We start from the raw sequence: 18605 nt of genomic DNA on the forward strand, positions 1-18605 counted from the left end.
GCCACCTTGACCTTCCCGCCCTAATCCGCTCCCTTTGGCGCGACACAATGATCCTTCACGGGACAACGCCAAGAAAACGCCAAGGTAGCTTCCAGGAAAACCTCCATGTCTTTCGTCCTCGCCATCGACCAGGGCACCACCTCCTCGCGCGCCATCGTGTTTCGCAGCGACATCTCGATTGCGGCGCGCGCGCAAGCCGAGTTTCCGCAGCATTTTCCGGCTTCGGGCTGGGTCGAGCACGAGCCCGAGGACATCTGGACCTCGACCGTGATGGTGTGTCGCGACGCGATCGAGCAGGCCGGCATCACCGCAAAGGACATCGCCGCGATCGGCATCACCAACCAGCGCGAGACCACCGTGGTATGGGACCGCGCCACGGGCCAGGCCGTGCACCGCGCCATCGTCTGGCAGGATCGCCGCACCGCCGATATCTGCGCCAAGCTGAAGGCCGATGGCCGCGAGCCGGTGATCTCCGAGAAGACCGGTCTGATCATCGATCCCTATTTTTCCGGCACCAAGGTCGGCTGGATTCTCGACCACGTCCCCGGCGCGCGCGGACGCGCCGCCCGCGGCGAGCTGATGTTCGGCACCGTCGATTGCTATCTGCTCTGGCGTCTCACCGGCGGCAAGGTGCACGCCACCGACGCCACCAACGCCTCGCGCACGCTGCTGTTCAACATCCACACCGGCCAGTGGGACGACGAGCTCCTGGAGATCATCGGCGTGCCGCGCTCGATGCTCCCCGAGGTGAAAGATTCATCCGCGCATTTCGGCGAAAGCACGCCCGACCTGTTCGGCGGCGCGATCGCAATCTCCGGCATCGCCGGCGACCAGCAGGCCGCGACCATCGGGCAAGCCTGCTTCCGTCCGGGCATGATGAAGTCGACCTACGGCACCGGCTGTTTTGCCCTGCTCAACACCGGCACCACGCCGGTGGTCTCCAAGAACAAGCTGCTCACCACCATCGCCTATCAGCTCAATGGCAAACGCACCTACGCGCTCGAAGGCTCGATCTTCGTTGCAGGCTCAGCGGTGCAATGGCTGCGCGACGGCCTCGGCATCATCAAGCACGCCGCAGAGACCGGACCTCTTGCTGACCAGTCAGATTCGATGCAGAGCGTCTATCTCGTCCCCGCCTTCGTCGGCATGGGCGCGCCCTATTGGAATCCGCGCGTGCGCGGCGCGCTGTTCGGCCTCACCCGCAACACCGGCCCTGCCGAGCTTGCGCATGCCGCACTCGAAAGTGTCTGCTACCAGACGTTCGATCTCTGGGCTGCAATGCGCGCCGACTGGCCGAGCTCGGAGGTCGCAAGCGTCGTGCTGCGCGTCGACGGCGGCATGACCGCATCGGACTGGACCATGCAGCGCCTCGCTGATCTCCTCGACGCGCCGGTCGATCGTCCCGTCATCCAGGAAACGACCGCACTCGGCGCCGCCTATCTCGCTGGTCTTGCGGCCGGCGTCTATCCCGAGCCGACCAAATTCGCCGACAATTGGCGGCTCGAGCACCGCTTCAAGCCGAACATGAGCCAGGCCACGCGCGATCGGAAACTCGCCGGCTGGGCACGCGCGGTGAAGGGCGTGCTCGCGAGCGACGAGGGGGAATAGGCGGCGGAAGGGATCACGCTGACTCTGAGGTGAACGGCGGCGTGTCCGCAAACTCGCTGTCGTCCCGGCGGAGGCCGGGACCCATAATCCGCAGAAGATGTTGTGAACGGGACTCGTCGTTCCAACACCGCAAAACAATTTATACTCGTGGTTATGGATCCCGGCTTTCGCCGGGACGACACTGAATGTATGGCCGCTGCTTTGGCCTAAACTGAACGAGTCAGCCCCATGATCCTCCCCGACGGCTACTCCGACATTCCCGCCGGCAAAATCGCCGCGGTTGTCACCCATCTCGAAATGACGGCGCGCCCCTCGCGACGTGACGATCCGCCCGGCGCATGGACCCTGCGCAAGGTCGACGCGCCCGCGCTCGACTGGTATCGCGATCTCCATCGCCGCGTCGGCGAGGAGTGGCTGTGGTTTTCGCGAATGCGCATGAACGACGCGGAGCTTGCTGCGATCATCCACGCACCGGGAATAGAGGTCTATGCACTGGTCGCGGACGGCCGCGATGAAGGCCTGCTGGAGCTGGATTTTCGCGAAGCCGGCCAGTGCGAGCTGGTTTATTTCGGCGTCACCGCGGGGCTGATCGGAACGGGTGCCGCGCGTTTCCTGATGAACCGCGCGCTGGAGCGCGCATGGTCAAGCGACGTACGCCGCGTCTGGCTGCACACCTGCACCTTCGACCATCCGTTGGCAGTCGCGTTCTACCAGCGCTCGGGCTTCTGCCCCTTCCGCCGCCAGATCGAGGTCGCCGACGATCCGCGCCTCGACGGCATCGCGCCGCGCACGGCGGCGAGGCATGTGCCGATCATCGAGTGATAGGCGGTGATCCGTAGCCCGGATGGAGCGAAGCGCAATCCGGGACTTTCTCATCCGCCGCCGGAATCCCGGATTACGCTTCGCTCCATCCGGGCTACACGTCCTCAATAATTATACCGCACGCCGAAGCTGAAACCCTGCGCCACCAGGTTCGTCGTGTTGAACACCGGCGCGGGGCGGTTCGGCCCGCCGCCGGCGGGCGGTGGCGTGAGGTTCGGATTGACGGTGGTGTCGATCAGTCCGCCGGCGCGCTGCACGCCGGTCCAGTACATCACGTCGTAGCCGGCGATCAGCCGCCAGCCGGGCGCAACCTGATAACCCGCCTTCAACGACAGCTCCGGCACCACGGCGAATTTGGTTTGCGAGAAATGACCGCTATTGCTGGACAGCGCGAGGAATCCGCCCGGAGCCGTCGTGGTGACGCCAGCCACGGTCGAAATGGTCGAGCCCGAAATGTCGGCGCTGTTGAGGTTGGCACCGAGCGCGACCTTGCCGCGCCACTCCAGCGACCATGGGCCATTGCGCCAGTCGCCGGTGAGGCCGAGATCGAGGCCGTGGAAATTGCTCGACGCCTTGAAATTGTCGGTGGGACTGAAGGTGCCAAAGCCAGGAATAGTCGCGGTGTCCGAGATCGTCAGCGTGTCGGACGACCGCAGATAGCGATAGCCTATGAGCGCGCTGACGCGCTGTCCGCTCCACGCGCCGAGATCCCAGCGATGGAGCGCGCCGGCGCCGAGCAGGTGCGAGGTTTCGCTGGCGTTGACGCTGCCGGTGGCGAGCCCCGGAAATCCCGCAAACAGGGCGTCGGGAAATCCCGTCAGTGCGTTGGTGAGGGGCCGCGCCAGGATCGGATTGGCGTTGGTATCGGTCGCAAATCCGGTCGAGAGGTTCTCCAGCCCGAAGAACGAGGCTTCGAGGCCGCGGCTGCGTTGCGGATCGAACCAATAGCCGGCGGTGATGCGCCCGCCCGAACGCCAGTCGTTGTTCACGCTGGAATTGCCGAACAGCACCGTCGTCGTGGGCTGGCCGAGCACACCGGCCAAGCCCAGCGGTGTGCCAACCGGGCTCGTCGTCACCAGCGCCGGCAGCTTGTCGCCCGTCACGCTCCAGGCGAGATAGTCGGCTTCGGCCCAGAACGGATTGAAGTCGACCGGCTTTGGCGGCGCCTTCACCGGCAGATCGGCGGCAAGAGCGCCGCTATTTAGCGCGAGCGCCGTAAGTGCCACGCCGATCGATGCCTTCCCAAGCTTCCATCGAGTCATGCCGTGCCCCCGGTTCCACGGAATGAACCACGCGCGATTCTGTTCGGCAAGGTGGAGTTGAGGCGGCATCGATGCAAAAACGCCTGGCTGTTGCCGTTGGGGATCGCACGCTCTCCATCGCGATTCAGGTCTCGTAGCCCGCATGAGCGAAGCGATATGCGGGAGCCACTCTCCCCGCATGTCGCTTCGCTCATGCGGGCTACGTCAGCACGTCCTCAGAACACCTTCTGCTCCGCCCGCGCCAGCGAAAACCCATGCTGCATGGCGTTGAAGCACGTCAGCCCCGTCTGCTCCGACCGGCAGGTGAATCCCGCGCGCTGCCACACCTCGCCATAGACGAGCACCGGCAGTGACGGGTCCATGATGGTGTCACCGACGCAACTGCGGCCCGCGCTGCCCTTTGCGCTCATCTCGAAGGCGTGGCCGTACTCAAGCTCGCAATTGGCGGGGCGGGGAGGACGCGTCTCCATGTTCATGATGTCGCAGCGGAGCGCGCCCTGACCGTTGTCGGTAAAAAACTGACAGGCGATGTTTTTCGACGGCGTCGAAAAGCCGATCGGGCGATCCTGCGCGTGGGCACCGTGGTTGGTCAGGGGCAGCAGGATCAACGTCAGGATGAGTCGGCGATACCTGATCATGCGACGCTTCCCTAGCTGTTGAAATTCACCGCAATGGTGTTGGCGCCGCAGACCAGCACCGCGACCCGTTCGCCGGGAGAGGGACGATAGCGGCCTGAGAGCAAGGCGGCAAATGCGGCTGCGCCACCGGGCTCAGCCACCAGGCGCAAGCTCGACCACAATGCCGCCTGGGCTTGCTGGATCGCATCGTCGGTGACCAGGACTGTTCTCTCGACATGGGCTCGCGCGATCGGAAACATCAATTGTCCGACGCGGCGCGGAGCGAGACTGTCGGCGGCAATGCCGCCTGCGGGCGCATCGGTCGGCGCGCCCGCCGCGAAGGCGGCGTGCAGCGTTGGCGATTGCTCCGGCTCGACCGCCACGATGCGCGTCTGGCCTCGGTACCACGCCGCAATGCCGCCGATCAGGCCGCCGCCGCCGACCGCGACCAGCAGCGTGTCGATGCCGGGCGCGTCCTGCTCCAGCTCCATTCCGACGCTGCCTTGACCGAGCAAGGTCTCGGCCTGGTCATAGGCATGGACGGCAAGCGCGCCGGTCCGCGCGACATGGGTTTCGCTCGCGGCGAGCGCATCGGCGTAGCGGGCGCCTCCGATCATCAGCTGCGCGCCGTAACCCCTGATACGCTCGGCCTTGGCCGGCGAGGTGATCTCGGGCACGAAAATCGTGGCGGGGATACCGAGTTGTTGTGCGGCATAAGCGACCGCTGCGCCGTGATTGCCGCCGGACGCCGCGACGATTCCGGCCTCCGGCACTTTCCGCAACAGCAGGTTCGCGAAGGCGCCCCGCGCCTTGAACGATCCGGAATGCTGCAACATTTCGAGCTTGAACGTGACGGGCGCGGACGGCAGCCCAAAATCGGCGAGGTTGGCCGCGAGCAGCGGCGTGCGCCTGATATGGGGGCGGATCACCGCCTCGGTCGACGCAATCCGCTCGCGCGTGATGTCTGTTGTCGCGGTCATGATACTCACCTTGATAGCGCATCCGGGAGACGCTGTCCCGGCGTCGTTGCATCCGGCGCAATGCTCCATGTCCAAGATCTTTCTTGCGCGGCGGCGATCTTGTCGTGGAAACTGGTCGGCCCTGCCTTGTCCAACGATAGAGAAGAGCGAGAACCATGTTCCTGATCGGCCAATATGATTCCCCCTTCGTCCGCCGCGTTGCGATTGCGCTCCGGCTCTACGGGCTCGCTTTCGAGCACAAGCCATGGTCGACCTTCGGCGATGCCGACAAGATCGCGCCGTATAATCCGCTTCGCCGGGTGCCGACCTTGGTGCTCGACGATGGCGAAGCGCTGATCGAGAGCACCATCATCCTCGATTATCTCGACGAACTCGTAGGCGCGGAGAAGGCGCTGCTGCCGCGCAGCGGCGTCGAGCGGCGACGCCATTTGCGCATTTGTGCGCTCGCCTCCGGACTCGGCGACAAGGCGGTGAGCCTGCTCTATGAGCGCGTGCTGCGGAAGGAGCAGCTCGCGCTGTGGGTCGAGCGTTGCCAGGCGCAGATCGGCGACGTCTTGAGCGTGCTCGAAGCCGAGCGTGCCAAGGTGTCGGCGTCGTACTGGCTCGGCGACCGCATCGGCCACGCCGACGTCGCTGTCGCCTGCGTGGTCCGCTTCACCCGTGAGGCGCATCCGCAGCTGTTCGACACCGCGCGCTATCCGGCGCTGTCGGCGCATGCTGAACGCTGCGAGGCGCTGGCGCCGTTCAAGGAGATCGTGCAGCCGCTGGCGCCACCGAAGGGGTGAGCCACCAAACGCCGCTACGCAAACCCGATCTTGATCAGGATTGTCAAAAAGACGCCGCCGACGATCGCGCAGACCGCGGCACCGATCAGAGGCCCCAGCGCGCCTTCCCGGCTCGCAGGCTCCAGCACGGCTTGTCCCGGCTGGTCTGGATCGTAATAGACTTTGACGTTCTGCCCGGGACGATATTTCGCCGCGGCCTCTGCGGCGACCTCGCGCAACCCGGAGATCATGGTGCCGCCCCAATCGACTTCGGTGCCGATGAAGTCGCGCTTGCCGACCCTGTAGGCATAGCGCAGGGCGACCTGATAGCGATGTTGGAGCTTGCTGGTCGTCGGCTTGTCGTCATGATCGCTCTTCTCCTCGATGATCTCCTCGATCACGTCGCATTGGGTGACCCTGCCCGACGCGGTCGGCCAGCGCAGGCTGGCGCTCGCCAGCCGGCGCGCCCTGACATACTCTGCGACGCAGAACACGCCGCCCACGAGCACGATGATCGGCAGCGCGAACGCGAACAGCGGAACGCCATTGTCGGCGTAGAGCACGTGACCCGCGAGCGAATGCGCGGTCAGGGTGGCGGCAATGAAACCGAATACGATGGTGAACGCCACCAGCGCCGCGACGTTCTGCGCCGCGGCAGGTTCAAGCAGCGCCTCGGTCGGTTGCTTCGGATCGAAATGCACGTCGACATGCGCCCCGACCGGATATCGTCCGGTCAGTTTTGCGGCCAATACCCTCGTCGTGATGGCAGGGCCGCCGACAAAGATATTGTCGCTTTCCAGCTCCTGGCCGCCGGCCTGATAACGATAGCGGATGATGGGCTTGGCGTCGTTCTGATCGTCCGAGGCGTGCGCCGCCGGCTGGTCGACCCGGGAGACCGTGATGATGCCCTCCACCTTGTCCCAGCTCCGCGCGGCCTGCATCCGGCCCCGCATGCGGACCAGGCTGAACAGCATCAATCCAAACAGCAGCACCGCGATGCCGGCGGCAATCTGCGTCCACATCAATTGTTGGGGGTCCAGCATCCGATTCCCTGCTCTTCGGTGGCGACCGCCATTGGTCGCGGCGAGCGCGCGTTGCGTTCACGGCATGTGGGGACTTGTGGGGGCGCAACGCGCCGCGAAAAATGAGATCGTGCAGCCGCTGCGCCGCCGAAGGGGTGAGAGCGGCCGGAGTCCAGTAGCCCGGATGAGCGCAGCGATATCCGGGACAATTGGCCCCGCATGTCGCTTCGCTCATGCGGGCTACGGGATTACAGCTTGTCCTTGCCGCTTTCTGCGCTGGCCTGTTCCTGAACCTCGAGCATCGTCTTCAGTGTGTCGGAGCTCAGCTTGCCGGTGGTTGGAGGGATGTGCTGCTCGGCGGCTTTGAATGGCGGCGCACCTTGGGCGGCCTGGCCGGCGCCACGGGCGAAGGTCGGCTGGGCGGGCGCGCCGCTTTCCTCGGTCTCGTCAGCTTCGTCGGCAGCGGAGGTGCCCTGCGTCGATCCGACGCCGCGACGTCGCCGGGTCTCCTTCGGCTTGGGAGGCGCCGGCGTATACACGATCGGCGGCAGGGTGTGATGGCGCGACACGGCTCGTCTCCGCTGGCCTCGTATTGCAATGGGCCGCTGATTCGCGTGCGAGCGCTACTTAAAAATCCGTCATATGGGGAGTGAAAGCGGAAGCGCGAGCCCGAGGCGGAGAGGACCAAGCGGGCGCGGCTGGCGATCATGCATTGATACAGGTGTTTTGCCCGACGGAGCAAGCAACCTCGCTTCGGGCGAGATTCCTCAAGCGTTTCAACCCCACGCCTACTGTGCATGGGGTTGTTTTTCGCTTTTTGAGTGCAGGGAGGCCTAGCCCGCGCCTGCGCGCTTCTTCTGCCAGACGAGATGCACCGCGCAGTTGCAGCCTGGCGGATGCGAGGCGAGGTCCTTCGAGGTCTCGTCATTCGCCGGCGTTGCCGCGAATGCCTTGTCGCTCGCGGCCTCTCGCGCCGGGATGTAGTTCAGCACCGGCGCGAGCCAGCGCTCGGTCTCGGCGACCGTCATGCCCTTGCGCGCGGCATAGTCCTCGACCTGGTCGCGCTCGATCTTGCCGACGCCGAAATAATAGCTCGCGGGGTTCGCAAGATAGAGCCCGGACACTGAACTGCCCGGCCACATCGCAAAGCTCTCTGTCAGCTTCACGCCGGCGGTGGCTTCCGCGTCGAGCAACTCGAACAGCGTCGCCTTCTCGGTGTGATCGGGCTGCGCGGGGTAGCCGGGCGCGGGGCGGATGCCCTGGTATTTTTCGAGGATCAGATCGTCGGTCGACAGCGTCTCGTCCGGCGCATAGGCCCAGAACTCGCGGCGCACGCGGGCATGCATGCGCTCCGCAAAAGCTTCTGCGAGGCGGTCGGCGAGCGCTTTGCACAGGATCGAGGAATAGTCGTCATTCGCCATCTTGAAGCGGTCGGCAATCACATCCTCACCGATTCCCGCGGTGACGACGAAGCTGCCGATATAGTCGGGTACGCCGGTGTCCACCGGCGCGATGAAGTCGGAGAGCGCCGCGTTGAAACGGCCCTCGCGCTTTTCGAGCTGCTGGCGCAGCGTGTGCAGCGTCGCGATGGTCTTGGTGCGGCTCTCATCGGCATAGAGCACGATGTCGTCGCCTTGTGCGTTTGCCGGCCAGAAGCCGATCGTCGCGCGCGCCCGGAACCATTTTTCCTTGACGATCAGGTCGAGCATCTTGCGCGCATCGTCGTAGAGCGAGCGCGCGACCTCGCCGACCTTGGCATCGTCGAGAATGGCGGGGAAGCGGCCAGCGAGCTCCCAGGTCTGGAAGAACGGCGTCCAGTCGATATAGGGCACGAGCTCGGCGAGGTCGTATGCGTCAAAGCTCCTGGTGCCGAGGAAGGTCGGCTTCACAGGCTTGTTCGCCGCGAAATCGACCGGCACGCGGTTGGCGCGCGCAACCGACAGCTTCAGTCGCTTCTTGTCGGCCTGTGCGCGGAAATGCGCGTCGGAGATCTTTGCGTATTCGGCGCGCACGTCAGCGGCATAGGCCTCGCGCCTCTCGGGCGACAGCAGCGACGACGCAACGCCGACGGCGCGGCTGGCGTCGTTGACATGCACCACGGGTCCGGCGCGATAGCTCGGGTCGATCTTGACCGCGGTATGCACGCGGCTCGTGGTGGCGCCGCCGATCAGCAGCGGCAGCTTCAGGCCTTCGCGCTGCAATTCGCTGGCGAAGAATGCCATCTCGTCGAGCGAGGGCGTGATCAGACCGGACAGACCCACGATGTCGGCCTTCACTGCCTTCACGGTCTCGACGATCTTTGCGGCCGGCACCATCACGCCGAGGTCGATCACCTCGAAATTATTGCACTGAAGCACGATGCCAACGATGTTCTTGCCGATGTCGTGGACGTCGCCCTTGACGGTGGCGAGCACGATCTTGCCGGCGGAGCTGGAGCCTTCCGTGCCGATGCCGTTGGCGAGATTGCGCGCCTTCTCCTCCTCCATGAACGGCATCAGCCAGGCCACCGCCTGCTTCATCACGCGCGCGGATTTGACGACCTGCGGCAAGAACATCTTGCCGTCGCCGAAGAGATCGCCGACCACGTTCATGCCGGCCATCAGCGGCCCCTCGATGACGTCGAGCGGACGCTTCGATTCCTTGCGGGCCTCCTCGGTGTCGACTTCGATGAACTCGGTGATGCCATGCACGAGCGCGTGGGACAGCCGCTTCGCCACCGGCCATTCGCGCCAGGCGAGATCGGCTTCTTTGGTCTGGGTCTTGTTGCCGCGGAATTTCTCCGCGAGCGCCAGCAGCCGTTCGGATGCGCCCGGATCGCGATTGAGGACGACGTCCTCGCACACCTGGCGCAATTCAGGATCGATGTCGTCATAGACGATCATCTGCCCGGCATTGACGATGCCCATGTCCATGCCGGCCTTGATGGCGTGATACAGGAACACCGAGTGCATGGCCTCGCGCACCGGCTCGTTGCCGCGGAACGAGAACGACAAGTTCGACACGCCGCCCGAGATGTGCGCGCCCGGCAGGTTCTTGCGGATCCAGCGCGTCGCCTCGATGAAGTCGACGCCGTAATTGTTGTGCTCCTCGATGCCGGTCGCGATCGCGAAGATATTCGGATCGAAGATGATGTCTTCCGGCGGGAGGCCGACGCGGTCGACCAGGATGTCGTAGGCGCGCTTGCAGATCTCGGTCTTGCGTTTGAAGGTGTCGGCCTGGCCGACCTCGTCGAACGCCATCACCACGACAGCCGCACCATGGCGCCGCGCGATCTGCGCTTCGTGGATGAACTTCTCCTCGCCCTCTTTCATCGAGATCGAGTTGACGACCGGCTTGCCCTGCACGCATTTCAGGCCGGCCTCGATCACCGAGAATTTCGAGCTGTCGACCATCACGGGCACGCGGGCGATGTCGGGCTCGGCGGCGACGAGGTTGAGGAAGGTCACCATCGCCGCTTCGGAGTCGAGCAGGCCCTCGTCCATGTTGACGTCGATGATCTGCGCGCCGTTCTCGACCTGGTCGCGTGCGACTTGCAGCGCTGCCGTGTAGTCGCCAGCCGTGACCAGCTTGCGGAAGCGCGCCGATCCCGTGACGTTGGTGCGCTCGCCGACATTCACGAACGGGATCGCGTCTGTCAGAATGAAGGGCTCGAGACCGGAGAGCCTTAAGTGAGGCTCGATCTCCGGCACGATGCGCGGCTTGTGCGGAGCGACGGCTGCGGCAATCGCGGCGATATGGTCCGGCGTGGTGCCGCAGCAGCCGCCGACGATGTTGACGAGGCCCGCGCTCGCGAACTCGCCGACCAGCCGCGCCATATACTCTGGCGTCTCGTCATACTGGCCGAACTCGTTGGGCAGGCCGGCATTCGGATAGGCGCAAACGAGCGTATCGGCGACGCGGCCGATATCAGCGATGTGCGCGCGCAGATCTTCCGCGCCGAGCGCGCAGTTGAAGCCGATGGTGACAGGCTTGGCGTGCTGCACCGAGTGCCAGAACGCTTCTGGCAACTGGCCGGAGAGCAGGCGGCCGGATTTGTCGGTGATGGTGCCCGACACCATCACGGGCACGTCGATGCCGCGTTGTTCGGTGATCTCGGCGATCGCATAGAGCGCCGCCTTGGCGTTCAGCGTGTCGAAAATGGTCTCGACCAGAAGAATGTCGACGCCGCCGTCGAGCAGGCCACGAATCTGCTCGCCATAGGATTCACGCAGATCGTCGAAGGTGACGGCACGGTAGCCGGGATTGGCCACATCAGGCGAGATCGAGGCGGTGCGGTTGGTCGGTCCGAGGGCGCCGGCGACGAAGCGCGGCTTACCGTCTTCGGCTTCGACACGTCGCGCGGCATTGCCTGCGAGACGGGCGCCTTCGCGCGCCATGTCGTAGACGATGTCGGCGAGATCGTAATCGGCTTGCGCGATCGAGGTCGTCGAGAAAGTGTTGGTCGCGACGATGTCTGCGCCGGCGCGCAAATAGGCGGCGTGAATGTCCTCGATCGCCTGCGGCTGGGTCAGGATCAACAGGTCGTTGTTGCCGCGCAGGTCGCGATGAAAGTTCTTGAAGCGCTCGCCACGGAAGGCGGCTTCGTCGAACTGGAGATTCTGGATCATCGTGCCCATGGCGCCGTCCAGCACGAGAATGCGCTCGCGCGCGGCGTTGAGCAGGGCAGTTCGCTTGGCGGAAACGGGAATCGTCATCTTGGGTCAGGCCGCCTTCTGCGCGCTCTTGGCGCGAATGCCGAGCAAATGGCTGATCGCGAATACGAGATCGGCGCGGTTCATGGTGTAGAAATGGAAGGTGTCGACGCCGCGCTTGGCGAGCTTCTGCACCTGCCCGGCGGCGACGGTGGCGGCCACGAGCTTGCGGGTTTCGGCGTCGTCGTCGAGGCCCTCGAACTTTTCGGCAAGCCAGTTCGGAACAGATGTGCCGGCGCGGGTGACGAAGGCTCTCGCCTGCTTGAAATTGTGCATGGGCATGATGCCCGGCACGATCGGGATGTTGATGCCACGCGCGCGGACGCGGTCGAGATAGCGGAAGTAGAGGTCGTTATCGAAGAACACCTGGGTGATGGCGCGCGCAGCGCCGGCGTCGACCTTGGCCTTCAGCGTGTCGATGTCGTCGTCGAAGTCGCGCGCTTCGGGATGCTTCTCAGGATAGGCCGAGACCGAGACCTCGATGTCGGCATGCCGCTTCTTGATTCCCGCGACGAGATCGGCCGAGCTCTGGTAGCCGTCGGGGTGGCTGGCGTAGGGCGTGCCGATGCCGCCGGCGGGATCGCCGCGCAGGCCGACGATGTGGCGAACGCCGACCTCGTGATAGCGGTCGACGATCTCGTCGATCTCGCCGCGCGAGGCGCCGACGCAGGTCAGATGCGCGGCCGGCAGCAGCGCGGTTTCTTTCAGGATCCGCGAGATGGTCGAATGGGTGCGCTCACGGGTCGAGCCGCCGGCGCCATAGGTCACCGAGACGAATTTCGGGTCGAGCGGGGCCAAGCGGTTGATGGTGTCCCAGAGATTCCGCTCCATATCCTCGGTCTTGGGCGGAAAGAACTCGAAGGAGATCGCAGGCCGCTTCGAAGAGAGGTGCCCGTCTTGCCCGTCGGCTGCCGCAGGCTTCGTCAGATCGGTCATGGCACCACTTACTCCAGTCTCGGGCGGTCGGCTCTAGCTTGGGAGAGGCTAAGATAGGGCAAAGGGGGTTTTCTCGACAGCCCATCGGTAGTGGGAAATGGCCCACTTATTGGATGTGAAGGTGAATTATTGCGTTGCGCTAAGTGGATGTGGGAAACTTCGGCATGGCGAAATAATGTAAATATATCAAATAGCTGAGGTGAATTATAAGCCTTTCGGGCATCTCCTATCTTCGTGGGCAGTTTGAATCTGTTGCTGCCGAGCCTAATCTTGTCCCAACGTCCCGCCTTGGCCGGCCAAGCCGGCGCCCGGCCCACACACGTCAGATCTGCGCAGTCTGCCCATTGCCGCCGGGCGGCCCTCCATTACGTTAACGCGCCATGATCCCGCTCTCAGTCCTCGACCTTTCCGTCGTCACGTCAGGCACAAAACCCGCCGCGGCGCTGCGCAACAGCATCGATCTGGCGCGCCATGTCGATGGGCTCGGCTATGTCCGTTACTGGCTCGCCGAGCATCACAACCTCGCCTCCGTCGCGAGCCCCGCGCCTGACGTAATGATTGGGCAGATCGCAGCCGTGACGAAGCACATCCGCGTCGGCTCCGGTGGCGTGATGCTGCCCAACCACGCGCCGCTGGTTGTGGCCGAGCGCTTCAAGATGCTGGAGGCGCTGTTCCCCGGCCGCATCGATCTCGGACTTGGCCGTGCGCCCGGCACCGACGGTGCCACGGCGTACGCTCTCAGAAGTCGCCTCGATCGCCGCGAGGGCGACGATTTCCTCGAGCGGCTGCACGAACTGATCCTGTGGCAGACCCGCGAATTCCCCTCGGGCCATCCCTACAACAACGTCGTCGCGATGCCCGACGACACGCCACTGCCGCCGATCTGGCTGCTCGGCTCCAGCGACTATTCCTCGGAATTGGCGGCGCAAGTCGGCATGGGCTTCGCCTTCGCGCATCATTTTGCGTCTCATGATGCGATCGACGCGATGGTGCATTACCGCAACCGCTTCCAGCCCTCGGCCTGGAGCGTGAGCCCGCAAGCGATCCTCGCAGTCGCCGCGATCGCTGCCGATACCGACGAGGAGGCTGAGAGGCTCGCGAGTTCTTTCGATCTCAACCGCCTGCGCCGCGACCGCGGCCAATATCTGCCGCTGCCGAGCGTCGAGGAGGCGCTGGCCTATCCCTATACGGATTCCGAGCGCACCTCGATTGCTCGCAACCGCTCGCGCTTGTTCGTCGGCAACCCGGCGACCGTGCAGAAAAAGCTTCAGCCGCTGATTGATGCGAGCAAGCCGGACGAACTGATGGTGATCACCGCGGTCTATGACCACGACGCGCGGAAGAAGTCGTATTCGCTGCTGGCGGATGCGTTCGGGCTAGCGAAGCAGGCGGCGTAAGCCGCTACTCCATCGTCGCCCGGAACGGATGGCCGGGATACACGCCGACGATGCGGAATTCGCGCGAGAAGAATTTCAGCTCCTCGATCGCGAATGCGAGGCCCTTGTCCTCAGGATGGCCATCGACGTCGGCATAAAACTGCGTGGCGAAGAAATTGCCGTCGACCATGTAGCTCTCGAGCTTGGTCATGTTGACGCCGTTGGTGGCGAAGCCGCCAAGCGCCTTGTAGAGCGCGGCCGGGAGGTTGCGCACCCGGAAAACAAAAGTGGTGACCAGCGGGCCCGAGCCTTGCGCGGCCCATTTCGGCTCGCGTGCCAGCACCACGAAACGTGTGGTGTTGTGCGCCTCGTCCTCGATATCCTCGGCCAGGATGTCGAGGCCGTAGATCTCAGCGGCCAGGCGCGAGGCAATCGCGGCGACCGTCTTGTCGTTGCGCTCGGAGATGTCGCGGGCGCTGCCGGCGGTGTCGGCGTGCACGATGCCCTTGATGCCAAGCTTGCGGATGATGCGCCGGCACTGGCCGAGCGCATGCACATGGCTCTCGACGCTCTTGATGTCGGACAGCTTGGTGCCCTTCACAGCCATGAGCTGATGCCGGACCGGCAGAAACCATTCGCCGACGATGAAGAGGCCGGAGGCCGGCAGCAGATGATGGATGTCGGCGACGCGGCCGGCGACCGAATTCTCGATCGGGATCATGCCGAGATCGGCCTCACCCGACGAAATCGCCGACAGCGCGTCCTCGAAGGTGGCGCAGGGCAGCGGTTCGGCGTCGGGATAGGCCTCGACGATGGCGATATGGGAATTGGCTCCGGGCTCGCCCTGGAATGCGATCTTCATCTTGCTCATGATCGGCCTTGTAACAGCGGCTCAGGATTTGGAAAGGATGCTGCGGGCGGTTTCGAGGTCGGGCGGCGTGTCGACGCCGCGCGGCACGCTGTCGACGATCATGATGTCGATCCGCATGCCGTCCTCCACGGCCCGCAGCTGCTCCAGACTCTCCTGGCGTTCCAGGGGCGAGGGCGGCAGGGACACGAACCGCTCCAGCGCGGCGCGGCGGTAGGCATAGACGCCGATATGGTGGTAGCGCGGTCCGTCGCCATGAGGGGCGGTGGCGCGGGTGAAATAGAGCGCCCGCAGCCGTCTGGGGCCGATGCGGGTGCCGACGGCCTTCACGACGCTGGGCGCGAGGTCCTCCTCCTCGGTGTGGATCTGCGAAGCCAGCGTCACGATGTCGACCGCGGGATCGGCGAAGGGGGGAAGCACCTCACGGAGGCTCTCGGGCGCAATCGTCGGGAAATCGCCCTGGAGATTGACCACGATCTCGGCCCTGCCGTCCGGATCGAGCTTCTGCATGGCCTCGTGGATGCGGTCGGAGCCGGACGGGTGGTCCGGGCGGGTCATTACGGCCTCGCCGCCATGGGCGGTCACGACGGCAGCGATTTCCGCTGTGTCGGTTGCGACCGCGACCCGGCCGATGCTGGCGGCTTCGGCGCGGCGCATCACATGCACGATCATCGGCAGGCCTGCGATATCGGCAAGCGGCTTGCCGGGCAGGCGGGTGGCAGCCATGCGGGCCGGGATCAGCACCAGGATGCGAGGATCGGTCATGAGCTCAAAGGCTTGGGTTCAAGGGCCTGGAAACGGGACGTTTTCCGCGTCGAGAAATGGAGTGGGGACGGGCCGAAAGCGGGGTCGCTTATACGGGTTGCCAGAGCACGGGCAAACCGATATCTCAATGGCAAAACTCGGGGAAACAATAAGGAACGTTTGATTCTCCCGAGGCTCGTCCTGGCGGCCGCTTGGCCGCTGTTCCTTCTTGCGGTGTGGGGCCTGGCCGGAAATGGACTCTTTCGAACTCAACAAGATTCTTGGTGCCGTGCTCGGCACCTGTCTTATTCTGCTGGTGACGAGCTTCACCGCCCAGGCGCTGTTCTCGCCGAAATTTCCGGAAAAGCCAGGCTTCGAGATCGCCGTGAAGGAAGTGGCCGGCGACAAGGAAGGTGCTGCAGCCGCGGCCGCGCCCTCCGAGCCGATCGAAAAGCTGCTCCAGACCGCCTCCGTCGAGAAGGGCGCGGCGGCCGCCAAGAAGTGCGGCGCCTGTCACACCTTCGAAAAGGGCGGCCCGAACCGCGTCGGCCCGAACCTCTTTGGCGTCGTCGGCGACCACGTCGGCGAAGGCCGCGGCGGCTTCAACTTCTCGGCCGGCATGAAGAGCAAGGGCGGCACTTGGGATTTCGAGGCGCTCAACAAGTTCATTGCCAATCCTAAGGGCACTGTCCCCGGTACCGCGATGGGCTTCGCCGGCATCCCGAAGGACAGCGAGCGCGCCGACGTCATCGCTTACCTGAACAGCCTCTCTGATAGCCCGAAGCCGCTGCCCACCGCGGCGAAGTAAGGCTCCTCGGCATCGATCTTGGATGTGCGGCCAGGCTGAAAAGCCTGGCCGTTTCCGTATCCAGGCCTCTCGACGTTGTTATCGGGGCGTTTCGCCGCAGCGAACCGCCGGGCGGGGCTTCCAACATGAGGAAAAAGCAACATATTCGGTCGAAACCTCGCCTATATTGAGCCCTTAAAGGGGTAACCTCCTTCAAGACTGGGATGTTGATTTGGCCATTACCCGACGCGATCTCTTGCTCACCGGCGCCGCCGTCGCTGCGCTTCCCGCCATCGGTTCCGCAGCCGGTGTTTCCATCATCGGCGCAGCCCAGGCGCAATCCGCGAGTGAGCTACCCTGGCGCCATGCCTTGTCGCTGTTCGGCGACATCAAGTATCCGGCCGATTTCAAGCGCTTCGACTATGTCAATCCGGATGCGCCCAAGGGCGGCGTCGCGCGCCTGATCTCGATCGGGACCTTCGACAATTTCAATCTCGCGGTTGCCGGCATCAAGGGTGCGCTCGCACCGGCGGCGGCCATGATCTACGAAACGCTGATGACCCGGGCGCAGGACGAGGTCGCGACCGAGTACGGCGAACTTGCCGAATCGGCCCAGCATCCCGACGATTTTTCCTGGGTGATCTATCGCCTGCGCAAGGAAGCCCGCTGGCATGACGGCAAGCCGGTGACACCGGAAGACGTCATCTTCTCGCTGGAGACGTTCAAGCAGCAAAGTCCGATGTATGCGTCCTACTATCGTCACGTGGTAAAGACGGAGAAGGTGGGCGAGCGGGATGTCAAATTCAGCTTCGACGGGCCGGGCAACCGGGAATTGCCGACCATCGTCGGCGAGTTGACCGTGCTGCCGAAGCATTGGTGGGAAGGCACAGACGCGCAGGGCCGGAAGCGCGACGTCGGCACGACCACGCTGGAGATTCCGCTGGGGTCCGGGCCGTATCGGATCAAGGAATTTGTGGCGGGACGTTCGGTCAAGCTCGAGCGGGTCAAGGACCATTGGGGCGCCAACGTTCCGAGCCAGATCGGCCAGAACAATTTCGACGAGCTGCGCTTCGAGTTTTTCCGCGACAACCAGGTCGCGCTGGAAGCGTTCAAGGCGGATCAGGCCGACTGGATTGCGGAGAATTCCGCCAAGCAATGGGCGACGGCCTACGACTTCCCGGCGGTTGCCGAGAAGCGGGTGCTCAAGGAAGAATTTCCGATCAACGATTCCGGCCGCATGCAGGCCTTCGTGGTCAACAACAGGCGCGAGCAGTTCAGGGATGCGCGGGTGCGGCGAGCGTTCAACTACGCTTTCGACTTCGAGGAGATGAACAAGCAGCTGTTCTTCGGTCAGTACAAGCGGATCAACAGCTATTTCGAAGGCACGGAGCTCGCCGCGACCGGTCTGCCTCAGGGCGAGGAATTGCAAATCCTCGAAACCGTCAAAGACAAAGTCCCGCCGGAAGTCTTCACGACCCCTTACCAGAATCCTGTCGGTGGCAATCCGGAAGCGGTGCGCGCCAATTTGCGCGAGGCGGCAAAGCTCCTGAAGGAGGCCGGCCTCGAAATCCGCGATCATAAGCTGACCGATTCGTCCGGCAAACCGCTGACTGTCGAGATCCTGATCCAGGATCCCTCGTCCGAGCGCATCGCGCTGTTCTACAAGCCGTCACTGGAGCGGATCGGCGTCAGCACGTCGATCCGTATGGTCGACGACGCGCAATACCAGAACCGGCTGCGCAGCTTCGACTTCGACATGATCATCGATCAATGGGGCGAGTCGCTTTCGCCGGGCAACGAGCAGCGCGAATATTGGAGCTCGGCGACCGCCGACGTTCCCGGTGCGCGCAACACCATCGGCATCAAGAACCCGGCCGTGGATGCGCTGATCGAGAAGGTGATCTTCGCCAAGGATCGCGCCGGTCTCGTCGCCGCAACGCGCGCGCTCGATCGCGTGCTGCTGTGGAATTTCTACGTGGTGCCTCAGTTCACCTATCCGTTCGCGCGCTATGCCCGCTGGGACCGCTTCAGCCATGCCGAGCCGATGCCGAAATACGGCCGGTCCGGACTGCCGACGCTGTGGTGGTACGACACTGAAAAAGCGGCGCGTATCGGAAAACGATCTTGA

General features: G+C 64.3%; 15 protein-coding genes. 6 read left to right on the forward strand and 9 right to left on the reverse strand.

What is annotated here, in order from left to right:
• Positions 1 to 105 precede the first annotated feature (105 nt).
• Positions 106 to 1608 carry a glycerol kinase GlpK gene (glpK, locus tag UP06_RS10560; protein WP_045002477.1) on the forward strand — a complete coding sequence of 501 codons (1503 nt, stop codon included), beginning with the start codon at positions 106 to 108 and terminating at the stop codon, positions 1606 to 1608.
• A gap of 228 nt (positions 1609 to 1836) precedes the next feature.
• Positions 1837 to 2430, forward strand: a complete 594-nt coding sequence (locus UP06_RS10565) for a GNAT family N-acetyltransferase (RefSeq protein ID WP_045002478.1) — start codon at positions 1837 to 1839, stop codon at positions 2428 to 2430.
• A 104-nt stretch (positions 2431 to 2534) separates the two neighbouring features.
• Here the strand turns inward: UP06_RS10565 and UP06_RS10570 are convergent, their stop codons facing one another.
• From UP06_RS10570 to UP06_RS10580, 3 genes are all read right to left on the reverse strand, one after another.
• A complete protein-coding gene (locus UP06_RS10570; protein ID WP_045002479.1) occupies positions 2535 to 3692 on the reverse strand; it encodes a BBP7 family outer membrane beta-barrel protein in 1158 nt (385 codons plus the stop codon).
• Between the two features lie 215 nt (positions 3693 to 3907).
• On the reverse strand, positions 3908 to 4330 hold the full coding sequence (locus UP06_RS10575; protein ID WP_045002480.1) for a DUF6636 domain-containing protein: 423 nt from the start codon (positions 4328 to 4330) through the stop codon (positions 3908 to 3910).
• Positions 4331 to 4341: 11 nt separating this feature from the next.
• A complete protein-coding gene (locus UP06_RS10580) occupies positions 4342 to 5289 on the reverse strand; it encodes a threonine/serine dehydratase (RefSeq protein ID WP_045002481.1) in 948 nt (315 codons plus the stop codon).
• 155 nt (positions 5290 to 5444) lie between these two features.
• On the opposite strand from UP06_RS10580, the gene UP06_RS10585 reads away from it, so the two are divergent.
• On the forward strand, positions 5445 to 6074 hold the full coding sequence (locus UP06_RS10585) for a glutathione S-transferase family protein (RefSeq protein ID WP_045002482.1): 630 nt from the start codon (positions 5445 to 5447) through the stop codon (positions 6072 to 6074).
• Positions 6075 to 6088: 14 nt separating this feature from the next.
• Here UP06_RS10585 and UP06_RS10590 read toward each other — a convergent pair whose 3' ends face one another.
• The 4 genes from UP06_RS10590 to metF all read right to left on the reverse strand — a co-directional run bounded on the left by UP06_RS10590 (position 6089) and on the right by metF (position 12702).
• Entirely contained in the window at positions 6089 to 7096 is a 1008-nt protein-coding gene (locus UP06_RS10590) for a DUF3592 domain-containing protein (RefSeq protein WP_045002483.1), read from the reverse strand.
• A 227-nt stretch (positions 7097 to 7323) separates the two neighbouring features.
• A complete protein-coding gene (locus tag UP06_RS10595) occupies positions 7324 to 7644 on the reverse strand; it encodes a hypothetical protein (RefSeq protein WP_045002484.1) in 321 nt (106 codons plus the stop codon).
• Positions 7645 to 7908: 264 nt separating this feature from the next.
• Complete coding sequence (gene metH / locus UP06_RS10600) at positions 7909 to 11769, reverse strand: methionine synthase (protein ID WP_045002485.1); 3861 nt, start codon at positions 11767 to 11769, stop codon at positions 7909 to 7911.
• 6 nt (positions 11770 to 11775) lie between these two features.
• Positions 11776 to 12702, reverse strand: coding sequence for a methylenetetrahydrofolate reductase [NAD(P)H] (metF, locus tag UP06_RS10605; protein ID WP_045002486.1), 927 nt, complete (start codon positions 12700 to 12702; stop codon positions 11776 to 11778).
• Positions 12703 to 13082: 380 nt separating this feature from the next.
• On the opposite strand from metF, the gene UP06_RS10610 reads away from it, so the two are divergent.
• Positions 13083 to 14099 (forward strand): LLM class flavin-dependent oxidoreductase, encoded by a 1017-nt coding sequence (locus UP06_RS10610; protein ID WP_045002487.1) that lies wholly within the window; start codon positions 13083 to 13085, stop codon positions 14097 to 14099.
• A gap of 4 nt (positions 14100 to 14103) precedes the next feature.
• Here UP06_RS10610 and UP06_RS10615 read toward each other — a convergent pair whose 3' ends face one another.
• Positions 14104 to 14949 (reverse strand): prephenate dehydratase, encoded by an 846-nt coding sequence (locus tag UP06_RS10615; RefSeq protein WP_045002488.1) that lies wholly within the window; start codon positions 14947 to 14949, stop codon positions 14104 to 14106.
• Between the two features lie 21 nt (positions 14950 to 14970).
• The gene (locus UP06_RS10620) at positions 14971 to 15711 is read right to left on the reverse strand and encodes a 3-deoxy-manno-octulosonate cytidylyltransferase (RefSeq protein ID WP_045002489.1); all 741 of its coding nucleotides are present in this window, start codon (positions 15709 to 15711) and stop codon (positions 14971 to 14973) included.
• A gap of 232 nt (positions 15712 to 15943) precedes the next feature.
• Between UP06_RS10620 and UP06_RS10625 the strand changes: the two genes are divergently transcribed.
• Both UP06_RS10625 and UP06_RS10630 read left to right on the forward strand, forming a co-directional pair.
• Positions 15944 to 16498, forward strand: coding sequence for a c-type cytochrome (locus UP06_RS10625; RefSeq protein ID WP_045002490.1), 555 nt, complete (start codon positions 15944 to 15946; stop codon positions 16496 to 16498).
• A 211-nt stretch (positions 16499 to 16709) separates the two neighbouring features.
• A complete protein-coding gene (locus tag UP06_RS10630; protein ID WP_045002491.1) occupies positions 16710 to 18605 on the forward strand; it encodes an ABC transporter substrate-binding protein in 1896 nt (631 codons plus the stop codon).

The sequence above is a fragment of the Bradyrhizobium sp. LTSP857 genome (assembly GCF_000938285.1).
Classification (GTDB): Bacteria; Pseudomonadota; Alphaproteobacteria; order Rhizobiales; family Xanthobacteraceae; genus Bradyrhizobium.

Coding starts and splice junctions, on each gene's coding strand:
- glpK (WP_045002477.1), top strand. CDS start 106: ATGTCTTTCGTCCTCGCCATCGACCAGGGCACCACCTCCTCGCGCGCC.
- UP06_RS10565 (WP_045002478.1), top strand. CDS start 1,837: ATGATCCTCCCCGACGGCTACTCCGACATTCCCGCCGGCAAAATCGCC.
- UP06_RS10570 (WP_045002479.1), bottom strand. CDS start 3,692: ATGACTCGATGGAAGCTTGGGAAGGCATCGATCGGCGTGGCACTTACG.
- UP06_RS10575 (WP_045002480.1), bottom strand. CDS start 4,330: ATGATCAGGTATCGCCGACTCATCCTGACGTTGATCCTGCTGCCCCTG.
- UP06_RS10580 (WP_045002481.1), bottom strand. CDS start 5,289: ATGACCGCGACAACAGACATCACGCGCGAGCGGATTGCGTCGACCGAG.
- UP06_RS10585 (WP_045002482.1), top strand. CDS start 5,445: ATGTTCCTGATCGGCCAATATGATTCCCCCTTCGTCCGCCGCGTTGCG.
- UP06_RS10590 (WP_045002483.1), bottom strand. CDS start 7,096: ATGCTGGACCCCCAACAATTGATGTGGACGCAGATTGCCGCCGGCATC.
- metH (WP_045002485.1), bottom strand. CDS start 11,769: ATGACGATTCCCGTTTCCGCCAAGCGAACTGCCCTGCTCAACGCCGCG.
- metF (WP_045002486.1), bottom strand. CDS start 12,702: ATGACCGATCTGACGAAGCCTGCGGCAGCCGACGGGCAAGACGGGCAC.
- UP06_RS10610 (WP_045002487.1), top strand. CDS start 13,083: ATGATCCCGCTCTCAGTCCTCGACCTTTCCGTCGTCACGTCAGGCACA.
- UP06_RS10615 (WP_045002488.1), bottom strand. CDS start 14,949: ATGAGCAAGATGAAGATCGCATTCCAGGGCGAGCCCGGAGCCAATTCC.
- UP06_RS10620 (WP_045002489.1), bottom strand. CDS start 15,711: ATGACCGATCCTCGCATCCTGGTGCTGATCCCGGCCCGCATGGCTGCC.
- UP06_RS10625 (WP_045002490.1), top strand. CDS start 15,944: ATGGACTCTTTCGAACTCAACAAGATTCTTGGTGCCGTGCTCGGCACC.